At 71.6% G+C, this 16561-nt stretch carries 20 protein-coding genes and 1 pseudogene; 10 read left to right on the top strand and 11 right to left on the bottom strand.

The features are described from left to right. Nucleotides 1-130: 130 nt before the first annotated feature. The gene (locus tag QPK52_RS25915; RefSeq protein WP_410540482.1) at nt 131-568 is read right to left on the bottom strand and encodes a winged helix-turn-helix transcriptional regulator; all 438 of its coding nucleotides are present in this window, start codon (nt 566-568) and stop codon (nt 131-133) included. Between the two features lie 177 nt (nt 569-745). On the opposite strand from QPK52_RS25915, the pseudogene QPK52_RS25910 reads away from it, so the two are divergent. Further along, nucleotides 746-877, top strand: a pseudogene (locus QPK52_RS25910) (ISL3 family transposase); the annotation flags it as partial. Nucleotides 878-1074: 197 nt separating this feature from the next. Here QPK52_RS25910 and QPK52_RS25905 read toward each other — a convergent pair. The 4 genes from QPK52_RS25905 to QPK52_RS25890 form a co-directional block, all read right to left on the bottom strand. Further along, the gene (locus QPK52_RS25905) at nt 1075-2067 is read right to left on the bottom strand and encodes an ArsA family ATPase (protein WP_410539918.1); all 993 of its coding nucleotides are present in this window, start codon (nt 2065-2067) and stop codon (nt 1075-1077) included. After that, the gene (locus QPK52_RS25900) at nt 2058-2315 is read right to left on the bottom strand and encodes a cory-CC-star protein (protein ID WP_093662821.1); all 258 of its coding nucleotides are present in this window, start codon (nt 2313-2315) and stop codon (nt 2058-2060) included. The genes QPK52_RS25905 and QPK52_RS25900 overlap by 10 nt, the downstream gene beginning before the upstream one ends. Continuing rightward, nucleotides 2312-4012, bottom strand: coding sequence for a carbon starvation protein A (locus QPK52_RS25895; RefSeq protein WP_410539917.1), 1701 nt, complete (start codon nt 4010-4012; stop codon nt 2312-2314). Before QPK52_RS25895 ends, QPK52_RS25900 begins: the two co-directional genes overlap by 4 nt. 586 nt (nt 4013-4598) lie before the next feature. Further along, nucleotides 4599-5402 (bottom strand): maleylpyruvate isomerase family mycothiol-dependent enzyme, encoded by an 804-nt coding sequence (locus QPK52_RS25890; RefSeq protein WP_410539916.1) that lies wholly within the window; start codon nt 5400-5402, stop codon nt 4599-4601. Nucleotides 5403-5744: 342 nt separating this feature from the next. Between QPK52_RS25890 and QPK52_RS25885 the strand changes: the two genes are divergently transcribed. The 4 genes from QPK52_RS25885 (at nt 5745) to QPK52_RS25870 (ending at nt 8065) form a co-directional block, all read left to right on the top strand. Continuing rightward, nucleotides 5745-6302: a M23 family metallopeptidase gene (locus tag QPK52_RS25885; protein WP_410539915.1), complete on the top strand. Its 558-nt coding sequence runs from the start codon at nt 5745-5747 to the stop codon at nt 6300-6302. Between the two features lie 323 nt (nt 6303-6625). Then, the gene (locus QPK52_RS25880; protein ID WP_410539913.1) at nt 6626-6967 is read left to right on the top strand and encodes a LysR family transcriptional regulator; all 342 of its coding nucleotides are present in this window, start codon (nt 6626-6628) and stop codon (nt 6965-6967) included. A gap of 87 nt (nt 6968-7054) precedes the next feature. Then, complete coding sequence (locus QPK52_RS25875) at nt 7055-7273, top strand: MbtH family protein (RefSeq protein ID WP_410539911.1); 219 nt, start codon at nt 7055-7057, stop codon at nt 7271-7273. A 24-nt stretch (nt 7274-7297) separates the two neighbouring features. After that, a complete protein-coding gene (locus QPK52_RS25870) occupies nt 7298-8065 on the top strand; it encodes a thioesterase II family protein (RefSeq protein ID WP_410539909.1) in 768 nt (255 codons plus the stop codon). 134 nt (nt 8066-8199) lie between these two features. Here QPK52_RS25870 and QPK52_RS25865 read toward each other — a convergent pair whose 3' ends face one another. The 3 genes from QPK52_RS25865 to QPK52_RS25855 form a co-directional block, all read right to left on the bottom strand. Next, on the bottom strand, nt 8200-9087 hold the full coding sequence (locus QPK52_RS25865) for a hypothetical protein (RefSeq protein WP_410539907.1): 888 nt from the start codon (nt 9085-9087) through the stop codon (nt 8200-8202). Between the two features lie 141 nt (nt 9088-9228). Further along, nucleotides 9229-10221, bottom strand: coding sequence for a beta-ketoacyl synthase N-terminal-like domain-containing protein (locus QPK52_RS25860; protein WP_410539906.1), 993 nt, complete (start codon nt 10219-10221; stop codon nt 9229-9231). After that, on the bottom strand, nt 10218-11384 hold the full coding sequence (locus QPK52_RS25855) for a beta-ketoacyl-[acyl-carrier-protein] synthase family protein (protein ID WP_410539904.1): 1167 nt from the start codon (nt 11382-11384) through the stop codon (nt 10218-10220). The genes QPK52_RS25860 and QPK52_RS25855 overlap by 4 nt, the downstream gene beginning before the upstream one ends. A 242-nt stretch (nt 11385-11626) precedes the next feature. On the opposite strand from QPK52_RS25855, the gene QPK52_RS25850 reads away from it, so the two are divergent. From QPK52_RS25850 to QPK52_RS25830, 5 genes are read left to right on the top strand one after another with little or no spacing between them, the layout of a single operon-like run. Next, nucleotides 11627-11878 (top strand): acyl carrier protein, encoded by a 252-nt coding sequence (locus QPK52_RS25850; RefSeq protein WP_410539903.1) that lies wholly within the window; start codon nt 11627-11629, stop codon nt 11876-11878. Then, the gene (locus tag QPK52_RS25845; protein ID WP_410539902.1) at nt 11878-12234 is read left to right on the top strand and encodes a DsrE family protein; all 357 of its coding nucleotides are present in this window, start codon (nt 11878-11880) and stop codon (nt 12232-12234) included. The genes QPK52_RS25850 and QPK52_RS25845 overlap by 1 nt, the downstream gene beginning before the upstream one ends. After that, the gene (locus QPK52_RS25840; protein WP_143071818.1) at nt 12234-12647 is read left to right on the top strand and encodes a hypothetical protein; all 414 of its coding nucleotides are present in this window, start codon (nt 12234-12236) and stop codon (nt 12645-12647) included. Before QPK52_RS25845 ends, QPK52_RS25840 begins: the two co-directional genes overlap by 1 nt. Beyond that, the gene (locus QPK52_RS25835) at nt 12647-13057 is read left to right on the top strand and encodes a hypothetical protein (protein ID WP_410539900.1); all 411 of its coding nucleotides are present in this window, start codon (nt 12647-12649) and stop codon (nt 13055-13057) included. Before QPK52_RS25840 ends, QPK52_RS25835 begins: the two co-directional genes overlap by 1 nt. Beyond that, nucleotides 13054-14034 carry a hypothetical protein gene (locus QPK52_RS25830; RefSeq protein ID WP_410539899.1) on the top strand — a complete coding sequence of 327 codons (981 nt, stop codon included), beginning with the start codon at nt 13054-13056 and terminating at the stop codon, nt 14032-14034. Before QPK52_RS25835 ends, QPK52_RS25830 begins: the two co-directional genes overlap by 4 nt. Nucleotides 14035-14105: 71 nt before the next feature. Here the strand turns inward: QPK52_RS25830 and QPK52_RS25825 are convergent, their stop codons facing one another. The 3 genes from QPK52_RS25825 to QPK52_RS25815 form a co-directional block, all read right to left on the bottom strand. Beyond that, nucleotides 14106-14903, bottom strand: a complete 798-nt coding sequence (locus QPK52_RS25825) for a hypothetical protein (protein ID WP_410539898.1) — start codon at nt 14901-14903, stop codon at nt 14106-14108. Nucleotides 14904-15027: 124 nt separating this feature from the next. Then, nucleotides 15028-15225, bottom strand: a complete 198-nt coding sequence (locus tag QPK52_RS25820; protein ID WP_410539896.1) for a ferredoxin — start codon at nt 15223-15225, stop codon at nt 15028-15030. A gap of 4 nt (nt 15226-15229) precedes the next feature. Next, complete coding sequence (locus QPK52_RS25815) at nt 15230-16453, bottom strand: cytochrome P450 (protein ID WP_410539895.1); 1224 nt, start codon at nt 16451-16453, stop codon at nt 15230-15232. Nucleotides 16454-16561: the final 108 nt, after the last annotated feature.

The raw sequence follows: 16561 nt of genomic DNA, 5'->3' as shown, positions 1-16561 counted from the left end.
GCCGACCGCAGGACCACGTTGGGAACGAGCCCGGCCTGCCCCGACCCGGTACCGCCGGCTTTCCCGGCTCTTCGCGGTTGAGGGCGCGGCGCCGGGAACGTGCAGCCGTTGGACGGTCGGATGTGAGTCGTCAGGAGGTGCGCGAGTCGTGCTTCTCGCGGTTTGCGAGGACCTCGGCCATGCGTGTTCGCGCCCAGCTTCCGAGCCCGCGCGTCATGTGGTGGAGCGAGCGGCCGAGGTCGGTCGGCTCGTGGGAGACGGTGACGGGGGCGGCTGGCGTCACGGTGCGGGTGAACGGGTCATCGCGCTCCAGCGCGCGTAGCGTCCGGGTCAGCATCTTCCGGCTGACCCCGGCCAGAAGCCGGGAGATCTCGGAGCAACGCATCGCCCTCGGAGCGTCTGCGTGTGCTGCGCCGGGCCGGCCAGGGCTGTCGTCGCCGCCCGGCGCGCACAGGATCGGGGCGACCCACTTGCCCGAGATGCGGTCGAGCGGCTGCCGGCTGGGGCGCCCTGCCAGGAACACGTCCTGCTCCACCTCGGCCTGAGCCCTCTTCCGGGCCGCCTTCATCGTCGTCGCTGATCGCACCTCGCACCAACGGGTGGGTTACGCACCCCCGAGTGCCTGCTTTCCGTCAGGAAGTTCCTCTCCGACACCGATGCAGGGAGGCGGCAGGAGCCACTCGGCCGGCGGCCCGCGGTCCTTCAGGTAACGATCCGGCGGTACCGCTGCGCCGACTGCGGGCACGTGTGGCGCCACACCGGGCGTGGCGGCAAGTACGTCACCGTGATCACCGACCTGACCGGCATCCGCGACGGCACCGGCCCCGCCCGGCTGCGGGCCCTCGGCGAGGGGGCCTCAGCCCGTCTGAAGCAGTGGAGGGTCTTCCGCAAGGTCCGCCGCAGTGCCAACAGGATCAGCCGAACCGCCGCCGCCGTTCACGCCGTCGGAACCGCTCGGCGCTCAAAATGAGGAGGATTCGCTGTGATACACATCCGGCCGTCCGGAGGAGGACGGCCGGCGGCGCGGGCGCCGACTCGGCGCCCGCGCCGCGGATCGGCGGGGAGCACGGAATCTCAAGAAGGGGAGGGCCCTAGCCGGTCCGCCAGCGCAGCGAGGGCCTCCGTGCCCACCAGATCCCCCGGCAGCAGCGGCACGTCGAGCAGGGGGGCCTCCGGGACCCGCCGCCGCAGCCGGGCGAGGTGCTCGTCCTCCTGCCTCCGGCGGCGGTCGAGCAGCTCGCCGGCGTCCGCCGGGGAACGGCGGTTGGCGACGAGCGCGGCCACGTCGACACCGAGGCCGGTGAGCTTCTCGTACACCTCCATGGTCTCGGCGATAGGGAGCAGTTCGGCGGTCAGTACGAGGACGAATCCGGTCCGCGCCGGGTCCGTCACCACATCGCGCAGCCGGGAGAAGCGGTCGCGTCGGCGCAGCAGGATGCGGCGCAGCTCGGCGTCGCGATCGGTCTCCCCGCCGCCCCCGAGACCGCGCACCGCGGCGCCGAACCGCTCGGACCGGTCGCGGTTGGCGAGCAGGGTCTCGGTCCAGGAGGTGAGCTGCTCGGGCAGCGCGAGCAGCCGCAGTGTGTGGCCGGACGGCGCGGTGTCGAAGACGACCAGGTCGTAGGCCTCCTCCCCGAGTTCCACCGCCTCGGCGATCCGCTCCAGCACCGCCGACTCGTGGGTGCCGGGCGCCTGCCGGGCCAGTTGGAGGTGCCGGGCGGCCGGTGCGTGCATCCGCTCGGGGAGCAGCCGCCGCATCGTCTCGGCGACCGCGGACAGGTGCTGCTCGGCCGTGCGCTCCGGGTCGATCTCCAGCCCGTCGACGTGACCGGCCGCCCCCGCCCCGGGGACGAGGTCCCCGGGGCGGGCTAGACGCACGGGCTCGTCGCCCACGGGGCGGCCCCAGAGGTGGCCGAGGTTGTGGGCGGGGTCGGTGGAGACCAGCAGCACGCGGGCGCCCCACCGGGCACGGCCGAGGGCGAGCGCCGCGGCGACGGACGTCTTGCCGACCCCGCCCTTGCCGCCGACGAAGACGACCCTGCGCGAGGCGATGAGGTCTAGCAGCACCCGACGTGCTCCAGTGGCGAGCGGTCCATGCCCATACGGCGGTGCCAGGCGTGGAAGTCCTCGTAGAGGGCGGGCATCAGTTCGGCGGTGTAGTACGCCGCCGGGTCCGGTACGCCCAGTGCCTCCGCGAGGACCACCATCCGGAAGAGATCGTCCTCCTCGCGCCGGGCGCGGGCGAGGGTACGCCGGTAGGGACCGGCGTAGAACTCCTCCAGCCCGGCCCGGAACGAGGCCCAGCGGGACGTCACTTCGTCAGCCCGGCCTTCTCCGTCACATCGGCGTCGAGAGCCTCCGGCGGCTCCCGGGACGCCCGCCGCATCGCGACGACCGCCTCGAAGGCGACCCACAGGGCGGCGACGATGATGACGAGGTCGATGATCAGCAGCAGCCAGTCCTGGGCGTCGTAGAAGTCGCCGAGCTGCACGACCGCGGCCCAGAACGCCATGACGAACACGACCACGAGCGGGATCAGCGCAGGCGCCGGATTGCGCCGCTTGCGGATCAGCATGACGGCGACGATGGACAGCGTCAGGGAGGCCAGCAGCTGGTTGCTGGTTCCGAACAGCGGCCAGATGCGGAGGCCTCCCTCGCCCCCGGCGCCCTGGCTGAAGGTGAGTCCCGCGCCGACGGCGAGCGTGATGAGGGTGCCGGCGACATTGTTGATCTTCACCTTCGCGACCTCGCCGGCCTCCTGGACGACGAAGCGCAGCAGACGCACGCCGGTGTCCATGGTGGTGGCGGCGAACAGGATCGCCATGGTGGCCAGGACCGTCGAGCTCAGCGATACGGGCAGGCCCAGGCCGCTGTTGAGGATCGCGCCGCCGCCTTCGACGAACGCCGCGACGCCGCCCTCGCCGAAGGCGCTGTAAACGGCCTCCCAGTCGGCCAGGGTGCGGTAGCCCGCGACGGCGGCGATGATCGCGCCGAGCGCGAGCAGGCCCTCGCCGACCGCGCCGAAGTAGCCGACGAAACGGGCGTCGGTCTCCTTGTCCAGCTGTTTCGAGCTGGTGCCGGAGGAGACCATGCCGTGGAAGCCGGAGATCGCGCCGCACGCGATGGTGACGAAGAGCAGCGGCACAAGGTCCGGGGTGCCCGCGGGCACGGCGTCGTTGAAGGCCGGGGCGACGATCGTCGGGGCGCTCAGCAGCACCGAGACGAACAGGATGCCGAGCCCGACGAAGAGCTGGACGCCGTTGATGTAGTCGCGAGGCTGGAGCAGCACCCACACGGGCAGCAGGGAGGCTATGCCGGCGTAGACGAAGAGAGCGATGATCCAGAAGGTCGCCGGAGACATGCCCAGGATCGGGTCGGGCAGCTCCACCGGGACGGCGTCGCCGAGGAGGATCAGGCCGTAGAGCGCCGCGACGCCGACCACGGTGACCAGGCCGAGGCTCATCTTGTAGCGGTAGACCGCCTGGCCGATCAGCAGCGCCACCGCGACCGCGCCCCAAGCGGGGATCACCGCCGAGGGTGTGGAGATCAGTAGATTCTTGATCACCACCGCGAAGGCCGCGACCACCATCAGGAGCAGCAGGAAGATCACGACGAGGAAGAGATTGGCGCCCCGGCCGCCGATGTAGCGGCCGGAGAGCGTGCCGATCGAGCGGCCCTTGTTGCGCGCCGAGGCCCACAGGGCACCCAGGTCGTGCATGCCCGCGAAGAAGACCGTGCCGAGGGTGACCCACAGGAACGCGGGCAGCCAACCCCAGATGACGGCGACCGCGGGGCCGACGATGGGCGCTGCGCCCGCGACCGAGGTGAAGTGGTGTCCCCACAGAACGAACTTGTTGGTCGGGACATAGTCCACGCCGTCCTGCAGTTCGTGCGCGGGCGTCTGAAAGGACGCGTCGAGCTTGTAGACCCGGTTGCCCAGGAATCTCGAGTACAGGACGTATCCGCCCGCGAACATCGCGAGGCCGATCAGGAGCAGGGGAAGTGCGTTCATACGAGAGGCCCTCTGGGTTCTGGAAGACGGGACGCCGGTCTACACGAAGCGTGCGCCTGGCAGGCAGACAGCAAAGACGGTGGAGCGTGGCCCTCCTCCGCCGGGGCAGGCCGGCGGCCGGGACGGGGGAACCGGCTGCGTGCGCCCCTATCACACAGCTTGGCGGCGGATCCGGACGCGGTGGGCCGCGCCTGGACGGCGACTGCGCCGCAGCCCTCGGTGAGCAGTCCACCGGGACGCAGGCCGGCCTCGACCGACCCGGGGGCACTGCTTCCGCCGTGCACGCCGTGGTGGGTGCCGCCGCCGACGCCGACTTCGATGCCGGACTTATCGATGTTGACCGAAAACGCTCCCTTCATAGTCCGTTCATGCTAGGCGACCGATCAGGCGATGAGGAGTCCCCGAAGACCGGCGACGACCAGCGCACCGGGCGGGCGCCGCACTCTCCGCACATCCCGTTTATCCAGTTGGCGCATATCGGCCGATTCGACACAAGGTGAACCACTGAGCTTGGACCGGTGACGTTGTGAGGGATTGGTGGTCCTTGATATCCGCGGTAAGCGATATCCACACGGGACCGCGCGGGTCAGAAGACGACCCGGGCCGCGGTGAGGGCCGCCGCCGCCTCCGCGTCGCCCTCGGACACCAGCTCACCGAGGGGCGGGCGGCCCGAGAGGTGGCGGGCGAAAGCGACGGCATCGGCCCGCAGCGTGACCACCGGAGGACCGCCGCCGAGACGGTAGCGGCCACCGGCCGGCCCCGACAGATCCAGCAGGCAGCAGGGACCGGTCCAGCCGAGCGCCAGATCCAGCAGCACCTGGCCCATGATCTCGCGGTCGTGGGCGTCCAGGACCGGCTCGGTGCCGGTGGCATCGCCGATGTCGACACGGTGCATCCAGGTGTCGCGAGCCAGGAGCACGCTGTGCAGGTACTCCATGGAGTCCTCCGGCAGCGCCTTCGCCTCCGGGAAGATCATGCTCATGCGCAACCGGCGCCGCACCGGAACCGGCACACGGGCCAGTGAGCGGGCCCCCTTCGGGGCGACGCGGGCGAACTCCTCGACCAGCCGCTCCCCCGGCGCTTCCGCCCGGTCCTCGACCTGGCTGGCGTTGTGGCCGTCGAGTGCGCCCAGCTCGGGATGGGCGCGCCGGGCCCGCCGGATGCGCGTGATCATGAGCCAGGGTTTGGGCAGTTCCTCGAACTGTCCCACCTCGTGGGCCACCACGTCCCGGACGGTCCATCCGGTGCACGCGGTCGGCCTCGACCACGCCCCGGCGTCCAACGAGCCCATCATCGCGAGCGAGGCGCGTATCTCGACCTCGTTGACCGTGCGCGCCCGGGCGGGAGAGGTCCGGGGAAGGTCCTGCGCAGAGACGCCGGGCCCGGCCATACGGCACCTCCTTGTCTCCTGGGTCCGAGGCTAACTCACCGGACGTCCCCGGCCCGGGGCGCGGCAGGGCCTCCTCGCCGGGTGCGGGCACATCGGCGGACCCGGCCGGCCGGGCCTCCGAACGACGGCCGCGCCGCGGCAGCCGCTCCCCACGGGCCGTTTCGAGACCGTTCCGCGGCCTTGGCCAGGGCCCCCGGAAGCGTAGGCCCGGCCCTTCCCCTCTTGTACGGTGCTCCGTCAACCGGGATTGTTGTCCAGGACCTGACATGTCGATCAGGTCCCTCCGGGGCCTGTGCGGGCCTCGGGGTCCGGTCCCCGACGGGCTTTGAGACAAGGAGACACATGGTGAACGGAACGGGAGCGGTCCTGCGCAGGATCGCCGCGGCGGCGGGCGCGATGCTGGCGGTCGCGGGCATCTCGCTGGCCGGGGCGGCCCCGGCCGCGGCCGCGGACTACTACTACGAACTCCCCTACCCGGCCGGCGAGGCCTACCAGGTCACCCAGGGGCCGGAGGGCACGTACTCGCACTACGGCCCGTACAACGAGTACGCCTGGGACTTCGGGCTCCCGGCGAACTACGAGGTCTCCGCCGCGCAGGCCGGCACGGTCCTCGTCTCGAACTGGTCGCCGTACTGGCAGAACGGCATCGAGGTGATCATCCGGCACTCCAACGGCCGTTGCACCCACTACGCGCACCTGAACCGGGCGATCTACAACACCGGCGACTGGGTGCCGCAGGGCCGGATCATCGGCTGGTCCGGCAGCACGGGGGCGTCCACCGGCCCCCACCTGCACTTCCAGGTGATCGACTGCAACACCCGCGTGGGCATCCCCGCCACGCTCCAGGGCTGGACGCCCCCCACCGGCTCCTGGCCGGTGAGCGTGAACACCCGCGCCTGACCTCCCGCCCGGTCCCGGCGCATTCCCGCCGCGCCGGTGCAGGCGGTCGACGGGGTGCCGCCGCACCCCGTCCCCGCCCCCGGGCGCGCCCACGTCCGGCGCCGGGAGCGACGGGCCGCGGGTGGCGCGGCCGGGTCCGAAGGCGCTCCGTCCCGGCCGGCGGGCTCGTTCCCGGGCCCGGCGGCGGCGCCCCGGAAAGGCCGCCGGTGCCCGGTGCAGCTTCCTGAAACAAGAGGGGGAAAGGCGTGTCCGGCGTCTGTAGGGTTCTCGATACGGCGGTTTTGTGGTCGAACTCTGTGGCGGCAGGGGCCACATGTGAGGGAATGATGCACGAGCGCGAGTTCAGGGCCTTTGTTTCGATCGCGGAAACCGGACGCATGGATGTCGCGGCGCGGCAGCTGGGATATTCCCAGCCGGCGATCACCTATCAGATCCAGTGTCTGGAACGGTCCCTCGGTTTCAAGCTGTTCACCCGGCACCCCAGCGGTGCGCGGCTGACCGGCGACGGGCACATGATCCTGCCCTCGGTGCGGGCGGTGCTGATGCTGATCGACAGCATCCGTGATCCGCGCGGCGGCCACACCGGCGAGCACGAGGCCGAAGCCGAGGCCGGGGAAGCCCCCGCAGGGACCGCCGTGCCGATGGTCCGGCAGCGCACCGCCTAGTACCGCCGCCGGGACCCCCTGTACCGGCCTGTACCGGGGCCCGTCCCCGGGCCGCCTCGAACGCCGAACACGCTTGGAGAGAAGACGATGAGCAGCAACCCCTTCGAGGACAACGACGCCCAGTACTACGTACTGGTCAACGATGAGGGTCAGCACTCGCTGTGGCCCGCCTTCGCCGAGGTTCCCGCGGGCTGGACGGTGGTGCACGGGCAGGACGGCAGGCAGGCGTGCCTGGACTACGTCAACGAGAACTGGACCGACATGCGTCCGCTCAGCCTCGTGCGCCGGATGGAAGGCGCCCGGTAGGACCCCGCGGCGGAAAGGACGATCATGTACACGGAATCCGCCGCTGCCGCGGTACACCGGCCGCAGCCACGGCCGCACGCCGACCGGGTGCTGGTGTGCCTGAGCTACTGCGGCGGTGGGACCGCGCCGTTCCGGCAGTGGGCCAGGACTTTGCCGGACGACGTGGAACTGGCACTGATCTGCTATCCCGGCCGGGAGTCGCGGTTCGGCACGCCGTTCGCGCGTGACTGGACCGCCCTCCGCGACGACGTGGTGCGGGCCGTCCGCAGCCTCGCCGACCGTCCCTACATCCTGTTCGGCCACAGTATGGGGTCGTGGCTGGCCTTCGAGACCGCGGCACAGCTGGAACGCCTCGGTGTCGCGCCGCCCTCGGCCCTTGTCGTTTCCGGAGGCGTGGCGCCGCACAAGCGCCGGGAGGTACGCAGCCACGTGCCGCGCTCGGACGACAGCGACGAAGCCCTCGTCCGGTGGATGCGGGAGTTCGGGCAGATGACCGCGGTGGTCGCCAACGAGCCGGAGCTCGTCAAGCTCGCGGTGGAGCTGCTCCGGGCGGATCTCGTGGTGTCGGAGTCCTACCGGTTCGTCGAGGGCTCCCGGGTCTCGGTGCCGCTGCGTGTGCTCTACGGGGCCGAGGACTGCGAGCCCTTCGATTACGTCGAGCGGCACTGGAGGTCCCTGACGGACGGCGCCTTCGAGGCGGTCGAGTTGCCCGGCGGGCACTTCTACACCCCGGACGTGTGGTCCAGGCTGCCGGAGTGGTGCTCCCTGCCCGTTCCCTGCGCCACCCGCTAGCCGGCACCGAACGCCGAAGCCTCCGGCGCGGCGCCTCCTCGGAGGACGCCGCGCCGGAGGCTTCGGCGTTCGGTGCCCGTTTCCCGGAACGGTCCGGAGCCCGTCACAGGACCCGGACCGTTCCGGTCGGCGCCTCAGGAATCGCCGCGCAGGACACGCCTGCGGTCGTACAGGACCAGTAGGAGGGTCATCCCCATCATCACTCCCAGGACCGCGCCGACCTCCCTGGCCAGCGCGCCCGCCAGCGGGTACTCCGGGGCGGGCTGCTGCATGTCGGTGAGGGTGAGGAGGTTGTAGATGCTGTAGGAGAACAGCATGCCCGACGAGACCCATGCCGCCGCCATGGGAGGCAGGAACCTCCGTGACCCGCGCCGGGTGGTCAGCACCAGGATGCCCCACGCCCCCGCGAAGGCCCACACCCCGGTGCTCAACGACAGCAGGCGCCACCACACGTCGCGGTTGTCCAGCATGGCCGGGTCGAGGCCGAGGGTGCCGCCGGCCGCCCAGAACACCTTGACACAGCCGAGCAGGACGCAACCGACCGCGGCGAGCCTGGCCATGACCGTCTGCAGCGGCCGGGTGCTTCCCGGCGGTTCCCCGCAGTCGATCGGACCGCCCAGCGCCTCCGGCCACCGCGCCCTGGCATACCCCGCCAGGGCGAGCGGCAGACCGACACCCACTCCGACCAGCGAGATCATCACGAGGATCTGCTCGTAGATCCAGAAGTCGGGGGAGCCCGCCTCCTGGTCCCGGCTCATCGCGGCCGGGCCGAGCACCGGTGCCAGCAGCAGCATGGGGACGAGCAGGCCGGTTCCCACCCACACGGGCAGGGCCACCAGCCATGCGGGCAGCCGTTCGCCCCAGGGCCTGGAGAACGCCATCGCCAGCAGGATGCCGACGGCGGCAAGGAAGGCGGTCGCCGCGTTGATCGCCCGCCAGTCGGCGCCGCCCATTTGTTCGGTCGGAATGAAGAGACCGAAAGTCCAGACGACTTTAATCAGCAGATACGGTGTCACCGCCACGGCGGCTCCATAACCGGATATTCTGCGTATTTTCGTCAATCGATCGGTCGGCCGCTCTGCCGTGACTGTCATGCCAGTATGGTATCCGGGCCGCAGCAGACCGGTCAAAATCATCCGCGCATATCAGTGAACATCCGCTGTTCAATGGAATTCGGATTGAACGGGGGCGTCGAGGGCTATCGCGGTGAGATGCCCGGATTCCGACACCGACACCACCAGTCCGGTCCCCCCGGCCCGGGCGAGCGCGATCAGCTCCAGCAGGCCCGAGACCGAGCAGTGCCGTGCCCGGCTGACCGCCCCGGCGGGGTCCCGCACCGAGCCGCCTGCCTCGGCGAGGGACTCGACGACGGCGTCGCGGACCGCACCGCCGAACTCCGCGGCGGCGGCCGGTCCGCTGACCACCAGGCGCACGTTCCGCGCCCCGCCCGCCAGAGCGGCGACCCGTCCGCAGCTCGCGGCGAGGGCAGCCGGGTCCCGGTCGCCGTCGGCGCCCCGGTGGACGAACCGGGAGATCCCTCCGGTGATCCCGGCGAGGACGCCGACGCCCTCGCCGGAGACCGGAGCCGGGCCCCTCGACAGCACGACAGCGGCGGCGGCGTCGTACCGGTCGCGTCCCTCTTCCCCGGCCGGCACCTGGTCGGTCGCCGCGGCCACCACCCGGTCGGCCCGGCCCGTGCGCAGCGCGGTCACGGCGAACTGCACGGCCTCCAGGCCCGCGGTGACCGGATTGGTGAGCGTGACCGAGAACGCGCGGGCGCCGGTGCTGATGGCCAGCTGACTGCCGGGAGTGTTCATCGAGAACGCGGGCACCTGGGCGGGGCTGATCCCCTGGACGCCCGTGGTGGCGAGGGTGTCGTCCATCCTCCGGTGCACCCCGGCGATCGCGTACTGGGTGCCGGTGACCACGCCGAAGCGCTCGGCGGGGGCCCCGGTGAGCGGCGGCTCGTCGTGGCGTCTGCCGAGTGCCTGGTTGCCCGCCGCCAGCAGGTACCGGGTGGCCGGGCTGAGGTACTTCCAGCCCCGCCGGCCGAGGTGGGCGGCGGGGTCGAACCACGCGGCGGCACCGGTGCCGTCCCCCTCGGCGGGCCGGGGCTCCTCGGCGACGGCGCCCGCCGCGGTGATCAGCACGGTCATCCGACGGCCTTCCAGGCGAGCACGGCGTTGTTGCCCCCGAAGCCGGTACCGCTCACCAGCACCGACGGCCGGGTGAGCGGGGCGGGTTCTCCCAGCGGAACCCTCAGCGGGCACTCGGGGTCGAGCGTGGCGACGTGGGCGTTGGGGGGGACCACCCCATGCCGCAGGATCAGGGCCGCGATCACACAGCCGAACACCCCGGCCGCGCCCGCGGTGTGGCCCATCACGGCCTTCGGCGCGTACCCGGCCACCTCGGCGGCGCCGCCGCCGGCGGCCGCCACGGCCCGTCCGACCGCGGCGGACTCCACGGAGTCGTTGCCCGCCACCCCGGCTCGGTGCAGGACGACGGCGCCGGGGGCCTCGGTGGCGCCGTCGAGCGCCCGGACGGCCGAGCGGAACAGTTGCTCGCCGGACGGTTCGGGGGCCATCGGGTGGTGGGCGTCGCAGCTCCAGCCGTGGCCGGCGAGCGCGGCCCGCGCGGTGGCGCCCCGGTGCCGGGCGGATTCGGCGGACTCCAGCACCACGGCGGCGGCGCCCTCGCCGGTGACCATGCCCGCGCGATCGGCGTCGAAGGGCCTGCAGCACTCCGGGTCCACCAGCCCGAACCGCTGCAGTGTACCGATCGCGACCCGTGAGAAGGCGTCCCCGCCGCAGGCGATGACGGTGTCGGCCTGGCCGGTCTCGATCAGCTCGGCGCCCCAGCCGACCGCGTAGGCCCCCGCCGAGCAGGCGGTGGAGAGGGTCTGGCTGGGGCCACCGATGCCGAACCGGCCGGCGAGCACGGCGGCGACGCGGTGGGTGGCGAGACGCCGGCCGGACGCCTCGCGTGTCTCCGCCAGGTCGATGTCGCCGAGCGAGGTGCCGACGGTCAGGCCGGCGTCGCGCAGGTCCCCGGCCGTCAGGCCGGCGTCCCCGACGGCCTCCGCGACGGCGGCCGCCACCAGTGCGCTGGTCCGCCCGGCCGGTTCGCCGCCGGACGCCGCTGCGTCCGGGAAGACGGGGTCCGGGTCGGGCGCCGCGTACAGGTAGGGCCGGGTCGGCAGCCCGCAGGCGTCCGGCGCGGGCACCGGCCGCCGGTCCGCGCGGAGCAGACCGTCCCACAGGGCGGCTGTTCCGCTGCCGAAACAGCTCACCGCCCCCAGTCCCGTGACCACGACCGTCACCGGTGCACCTCGCTCCTCCGGGTAGCGCGACACAATTGCCGACGCCGATCAGGATGCATTCGTAAAGATCGAGGCCCGTAGTCCTTGCAAGTACCTGCAGCAATCAGGCGGGCACCTCCTCGCCTTCGGCGCACTGCCATAACATCGGCGAAGATCGACGCGGTGTCGCGTTCTTCAGGAAGAAACAGACGCGGAATACCGGAGGGTAAACCGCGCGAACGGCCCGAGGAAAGGGAATTCCGGTGAGTGCCGAAACCACACTGGACGTGTCGGAACTTCGGGAGCTGGTGGCGGACACGCTGGACGTCGAACCGTCGGAGCTGACCGACGAGGTGCTCCTCATCGAGGAGCTGGAAGTCGACTCGGTGGTGGCGCTGGAACTCGCGGTCACGCTCGAGCAGCGGTACCAGATAAAGATTCCCGAGGAGGAGCTCGGCACGGTCCGCAGGTTCCCCGACATCCTGGACCTGCTGAACCGGAAGCTGCGCGGTTGATGGACGCGCAGACGGCCCGTGCCGCGGACGCCGCTTCCTATTTCCTGATCGAGAGCAAGGGGAACTGGGCCGGCCCCAACGCGGGCGCCTTCCTCCTGGACGCCGCGGCGCTCGCCGAAGCCGGCCACCGGGTGCGGGTCTTCCTCGTCGAGGACGGCGTGCTCAGCGCCGTGGGCACCGGCACACCCGAGATCGAGCGGCTGGCCGCGGCCGGCGTCGAGATCCTCGTGGACGACTTCTCTGCGGCGCAGCGTGCGCTCGGCGCGACGAAGCTGTCGCCGCACGTGAGGCTCGCCGGCATGGACGTCGCCGCCGCGGCGCTGACCCAGGACGGCTGCCGGGGGGTGTGGCACTGATGGCGACCACGATGGAACGCCGCATGTGGGACCTGCTGTTGATCCTGACGGCGGCTCCGCACTCGAGCGACGTGGTGACCTCGGCGCTGCGGCTCTCCCAGGCGGTGCTCGACAACGGCGGTTCGGTACGGGTCTGGGCGTGCGGCTACGCCACGATGATGACCCAGGACACCTTCGGCGACACCAAGCTGCCGAACACCCGCGACCCCGAGGGCCACTACCCCTCGCCCTCGGCGATCGTCCAGCGGATGATCGCCGACGGTCAGGGCCGCTTCGCCTGGATCGGGTGCACCGCGTGCACCGAGGAGCGCGGCGCCACCCACCACATACCGCAGGTGCGGCACCGGTCCCCGCTCAGACTGGCGGCGACCGTCGCCGGGGCCAAGCAGACTCTCTACCTCGGAGGGGCCTGATGACCACCACCCGCACCAAACGCGGCCCGAGCGTGCTGTGCGTCCTCGACCGCGCCTACCGCGGCGCGGTCGAGGCACAGTTCTTCCACGCCCTGTACGGCCTGCTCGACCTGCACGGCCAGTTCGAACGGATGGACGTGGCGCTGCGCGGCGCGGCGGTGACCATGGCCGTCGAGGAGGACGCCTACCGGCCGTCGGTGCGGTTGGGCACGATGGTGCTCGACACGCTGCCGGACTACCGGGGCTCGGTGCGCGATCTGGTCGCCGAGGGCTTCGACGTCTTCGTGGACGAGGCCGCCGTGACGGCGCTCGGCTTCGCCCCGGAGCAGCTCGTCGCGGGGACCACCTGCCTCGGCTCGGCCGAGCTGGCGGTGCGCTGGCCGCGGTACGACCAGGTGTGGTTCGTGTGACCGGCGCCCTCCCCCCGCGGACCGGGCGACCGGGCGACGGACCGCGGCACCACGACCGGCACACCTTCGCGACCCCGCTGCGCGCGGTGGACCGGATCGAGGTGCTGTCCGACGGGCCGGACCTCCGGTTCCTGCTGTACAAGACCGTCAACCCCGAGGACCCGTACATGGTCGGGCACTTCCCGGGGCTGACGTTGCTGCCCGCGGTGTTCGTGCTGGAGGCGCTCCGCCAGGCGACGACCACCCTCGTCGGCGCGGACGAGCCGTTGAACCTGGTCGAGGTCCGCTCCGGGCGCTGGCTGGCGCCGATGCAGGGCGGCGACGAGATCCGCCTGGACGTCACGGCGAAGGCCACCGACGACGGGCGGTGGCTGGTGGCCGCCGACGGCGCCCGCCACGACGGCACACCGGTCGCGGCGGTGAAGGTGGTGCTCGGCGACCGCGACGCCGGGGAGTTGCCGACACCGGTGGGCGGGCCGCTCCTCCCGGCCCCCGGTCCGTCCGGACCGGACTACACCGAGATCCTGGACCGGCTGCCGGTGCGTCACCCGATGCTCCTGGTGGACCGGGTGGAGGCGTTCGATCCCGGTCGGCAGATCACCACCGTCAAGGCGGTCTCCGGCTCGGAGCCCTGCTACCAGGGAATGGCCGACGGCCTGCCCCTGTCGCGCTACATGTACCCCAGGGCCCTGATGCTGGAGTCCTTCGGCCAGTCCTCGGTGCTGCTGTGGCTGTCCACCGGCACCGCGGAGGGCGTGCCGGTGGCCGCGGCGTTCCGCGACTGCCGCTTCACCGGCGAGGTGCGTCCCGGTGCCGTGCTGCGCCACGTGGCCCGCATCGACCGGCTGATGTCCAACAACGTCTTCGTGTCCGGGCAGACCTGGGACGGCGACCGGTGCGTGATGACGGTCGGCGCCCTCATCGGTTCCAGCAGGCCCCGTGAGAAGGTCGACCGCACGATGGCCGGCGCGTCCTGACCCGCGACCGGTGTTCGACGGGTCCGCCCCGAACCGCTGAAGCGGTTCGGGGCGGACCCGTCGAACACCGGTCAGGAGGACGCGTACACGCCGATGATCTCGTTGACCGCCTCGGCCACCCGCTTGCTGCGCAGGATGTCGGCGTGGTCGACGGGAACCTCGACGGACCGCTCGGCCAGCGCGGCCCCTTCGGTGGGCTCGCGGGAACTCACCGCGGTCGCGGTGCGCCAGGCGGCGGTCGGGTCGATCTGCCGCGCCGCGTTCAGGTAGGACACGAACGACCGGAACACCGCGACGAACTCGTCCAGCAGCTCCGTGTCGAGCTCCTCGCGGGCGAACGCCGCACCGGCCCGCTCCATGAAGATCCGGACCAGTTCGTCGCCGTAGGCGGCGAAGTCCGGAGCGTCGGCCTGCGCCGCGACGCCCTCCCGCTGGGCGGCGGCCACCTCCTCGGGCGACAGCACCGAGGCGAACTGGTTCATCATGGCGGCGAAGTCCCGGTACAGGCCGGCCGGTGACGGCACCTCCGGATCGAACATCACGAACCGGGGCGCCTCGGCCTGCCGGGCGGCGATCCTGGCGGCGAGCTCACCGGCGAACACGCTGCCGGCGCAGTAGCCGAGCACCGCCCGCACCGTACGGCCGCTGCCGGTGACCTCGTCGGCCCACAGCGCGAGGTAGTCCTCCGCCGACATCCCGTCGGTGGTGTGCGGCTGCCTGGTCTCCCACACGGTGAACTCCGGGGAGAGGAGCGGGACGAGGTCCGAGAAACTCGAGTCGGACCGGCCCGTGGTGGCGAAGTCGACGGCGAGCACGAGCCCGGCCTCCCGACCGGCGCTGAGCACTTTCCATCCGCTGGGCTTTGTCATGTGAGCTGTCCACTCCGGTCGGCGCTGGGATAGGGGTACGGAACGGGAGAGGCCGCGGGTCCGATGCCCACACGGGAGGGCACCGGACCCGCGGCCCGTGGCGGGACGGGGCGGGCGGTGGCCCTCAGCCGTCCGAGATCAGGATGGCCTTCGACGGACAGATGTCCTCGGCGAGCTTCCGGGCGTCCGCGGCCTCGGCGTCCGAAGGCGAGTCGTTCAGCACGACCACCAGACCGGCGTCGTCCTGGTCGAACACCGACGGGGCGTTCAGCGCGCACAGTCCGGCGCCGATGCAGCGGTCGCGATCCGCGTGGACCTTCATCCGGTCACCAGCCGACCGTGAGCTTGTGGACCGGCGGCAGCCCGTCGACGAGTTCGATGGGCTCGTCGCTCTCGACCAGGTGCAGCTCGGGGAAGCGGTGGATCAGGCTGGTCAGGCACAGCTCCAGCATCAGGCGCGCGACGTGCTGGCCCAGGCACTGGTGGACGCCGTAGCCGAAGGCCAGGTGGTCCCGCGCGTCGCGGTGGATGTCGAAGGTGTCCGGGTCGGAGTACTTGGCCGGGTCCCGGTCGCCCAGGCCCTTGAGCACCAGGATGCCCTCGCCCTCCTTGATGGTCACGCCGTCGATCTCCACATCGGCGAGTGCCACCCGGGCGATGATCTCGTCCACCAGGCTGAAGTAGCGCAGCACCTCGTCCACCGTCTTGGGCATCAGCCCCGGGGTGTCCGCCCGCAGCGCGGCGAGCTGCTCGGGGTGGTCGAGCAGCGCCTGGATGCCGAGCGCGATGCGGTTCACGATGAACTCGTAACCCGCGAGCAGCAGCATCTTGGTCATCAGGGTCAGACCGTGGTGGTCGAACTCGTCGGTCCGGCTCGCCCGGCTGATGAAGTTGCCGAGCATGTCGTCGGTGGGGTTGTTCTGCTTCTCGGTGACGAGGGTCGCGAAGTACTTCATCAACTCCTCGTTGGCGGCCAGCTTCTCGTCCATGGTGTACGAGTGGCGGGTGCCCACCATGATCGCCGCGTTGCGGGTGAAGGTGTCCCGCTCGGACTCGGGGATGCCGGCCAGCTCGCAGATCACCTGGGCGGGAAGCGGCAGCGCCAGCGCCTGGACCAGGTCGACGGGGCTGCCCTCGGCCTCCATCCGGTCCAGGTATTCGTCGACCAGCTCCTGCACCCGGGGCCGCAGCTTCTCCACGGCCTTGATGGTGAAGTCCGGCAGTGCCATCTGGCGGACGCGGGTGTGGCGCGGAGGGTCCATGGTCACCAGCAGGTTCTTGGCGTCCCTGGCGATCATGTCGAGCAGTTCCTGCGGCGCGGGGAACCGGATGGGGAACGTGGGGTGCGGCTCCACGCTGAACCGGTCGTCGGCCAGCAGTCGCTGGATGTGGTCGTGCTGCGCGACCAGCCACGCCTTGCTGCCCGACGGCATCGTGACCTGCGTCAGCGGACGGCCTTCCGGCAGCTGGTCGTACTCGGGCAGCAGCGGATTGGGCCAGCCGCGAGGGGCGACGGGGCAGGTCGCCCCCCTCTCCACGGCGTCGGTCATGGCGTTACCCCTTGTCTGTCTGTGGTCTCTGACCCTGCTGGGGCCGATGCTATGGACCGGCTCCCGTTCGCCGGAGCCACTTGCCACTTGTTGCAGCCCGGTCGATTC

Origin of the sequence: Streptomyces sp. KL2, assembly GCF_046529545.1 — a bacterium.
Lineage (GTDB): Bacteria > Actinomycetota > Actinomycetes > Streptomycetales > Streptomycetaceae > Streptomyces > Streptomyces radiopugnans.
Note: the sequence above shows the minus strand (reverse complement) of the source record. Positions and strands in the feature narration are given on the sequence as shown.

Bases quoted from the DNA above. Each gene is read 5' to 3' on its own strand.
- QPK52_RS25915 (WP_410540482.1), bottom strand. From the start codon at position 568: ATGAAGGCGGCCCGGAAGAGGGCTCAGGCCGAGGTGGAGCAGGACGTG.
- QPK52_RS25895 (WP_410539917.1), bottom strand. From the start codon at position 4,012: ATGAACGCACTTCCCCTGCTCCTGATCGGCCTCGCGATGTTCGCGGGC.
- QPK52_RS25890 (WP_410539916.1), bottom strand. From the start codon at position 5,402: ATGGCCGGGCCCGGCGTCTCTGCGCAGGACCTTCCCCGGACCTCTCCC.
- QPK52_RS25885 (WP_410539915.1), top strand. From the start codon at position 5,745: ATGGTGAACGGAACGGGAGCGGTCCTGCGCAGGATCGCCGCGGCGGCG.
- QPK52_RS25880 (WP_410539913.1), top strand. From the start codon at position 6,626: ATGATGCACGAGCGCGAGTTCAGGGCCTTTGTTTCGATCGCGGAAACC.
- QPK52_RS25875 (WP_410539911.1), top strand. From the start codon at position 7,055: ATGAGCAGCAACCCCTTCGAGGACAACGACGCCCAGTACTACGTACTG.
- QPK52_RS25870 (WP_410539909.1), top strand. From the start codon at position 7,298: ATGTACACGGAATCCGCCGCTGCCGCGGTACACCGGCCGCAGCCACGG.
- QPK52_RS25860 (WP_410539906.1), bottom strand. From the start codon at position 10,221: ATGACCGTGCTGATCACCGCGGCGGGCGCCGTCGCCGAGGAGCCCCGG.
- QPK52_RS25845 (WP_410539902.1), top strand. From the start codon at position 11,878: ATGGACGCGCAGACGGCCCGTGCCGCGGACGCCGCTTCCTATTTCCTG.
- QPK52_RS25840 (WP_143071818.1), top strand. From the start codon at position 12,234: ATGGCGACCACGATGGAACGCCGCATGTGGGACCTGCTGTTGATCCTG.
- QPK52_RS25835 (WP_410539900.1), top strand. From the start codon at position 12,647: ATGACCACCACCCGCACCAAACGCGGCCCGAGCGTGCTGTGCGTCCTC.
- QPK52_RS25825 (WP_410539898.1), bottom strand. From the start codon at position 14,903: ATGACAAAGCCCAGCGGATGGAAAGTGCTCAGCGCCGGTCGGGAGGCC.
- QPK52_RS25820 (WP_410539896.1), bottom strand. From the start codon at position 15,225: ATGAAGGTCCACGCGGATCGCGACCGCTGCATCGGCGCCGGACTGTGC.
- QPK52_RS25815 (WP_410539895.1), bottom strand. From the start codon at position 16,453: ATGACCGACGCCGTGGAGAGGGGGGCGACCTGCCCCGTCGCCCCTCGC.